2 rRNA genes are annotated in these 1022 nt (G+C 51.7%); both read left to right on the top strand.

The window, feature by feature from the left end:
* Positions 1–67: ribosomal RNA gene (locus ACEE23_RS11415) — 16S ribosomal RNA — on the top strand; the annotation flags it as partial.
* A 437-nt stretch (positions 68–504) separates the two neighbouring features.
* Positions 505–1022, top strand: a 23S ribosomal RNA gene (locus tag ACEE23_RS11410); the annotation flags it as partial.

Here is a 1022-nt window from a genome sequence, read left to right as displayed (position 1 = left end):
ATCGGCGATTGGGACGAAGTCGTAACAAGGTAGCCGTACCGGAAGGTGCGGCTGGATCACCTCCTTTCTAAGGAGTTCTTATTGGCCCACGGTTGTGGGTGGTGGTGGTTGATGTGTCTGTGTAGGGCACTGCCACTGTTTTTGTAATCGGGTGGACGCATGCCCCTGGTCTGGATGGCTGGGTGCAACCATTGTTTTAACGCGAATGCTTGTCGTTTCCTTTTGTGGGGATGGTGTTGGTATGTTGGTGCATTGTTGGGTGTCTGGGGCATTAGTGTTGTCCTGGTGCCAACACGCAATTTACGGTCGGCTACTGTGTGGTTGGTTGTGGTGTGTGTTGGGTGTTGTGTGAGAACTGTATAGTGGACGCGAGCATGTACCACGCGCGGGCAATCCTTTGTGGTTGTTTGTGTGTGGTGTGATGTGATTTCTTGTTTTTCTTAATTTTGTGTGTTCACCTGCCATGAATACGGTCTGTTGTGGGTTGTGTTTGTGGTGGTGTGTGTTCGTTGTGTGAAGGGCGCATGGTGGATGCCTTGGTATTGTGTGCCGATGAAGGACGTGTCAGGCTGCGTTAAGCCTCGGGGAGTTGTCAAGTAAGCGTTGATCCGAGGATGTCCGAATGGGGAAACCTGCCACTCGTTGTGGGGTGGTACCTGCCCATGAATTCATAGTGGGTGTGGGGGTTACGCGGGGAAGTGAAACATCTCAGTACCCGTAGGAGAAGAAAATAACGAATGATTCTGCTAGTAGCGGCGAGCGAACGTGGATGAGGCTAAACCGTGTGTGTGTGATACTTGGTAGGGGTTGCGCATGCGGTGTTGTGGGGTTTCAACGTGAAGTGTCTACCAGTGCTTCGTTGTGACAAGTGTGTTAGCTGAATTGGCTTGGAATGGTCAACCGGAGTAGGTGAGAGTCCTGTAGGTGAAGGTGCATGTGTCATGATTGTTGTTGTCCCCGAGTAGCAACGGGCTCGTGGAATCTGTTGTGAATCTGCCGGGACCACCCGGTAAGCCTAAATA

The sequence above is a fragment of the Corynebacterium sp. 32222D000AT genome (genome assembly GCF_053546955.1).
The sequence above is the reverse complement of the archived record's forward strand: the minus strand, read 5'-3'. Positions and strand labels throughout refer to the sequence as shown.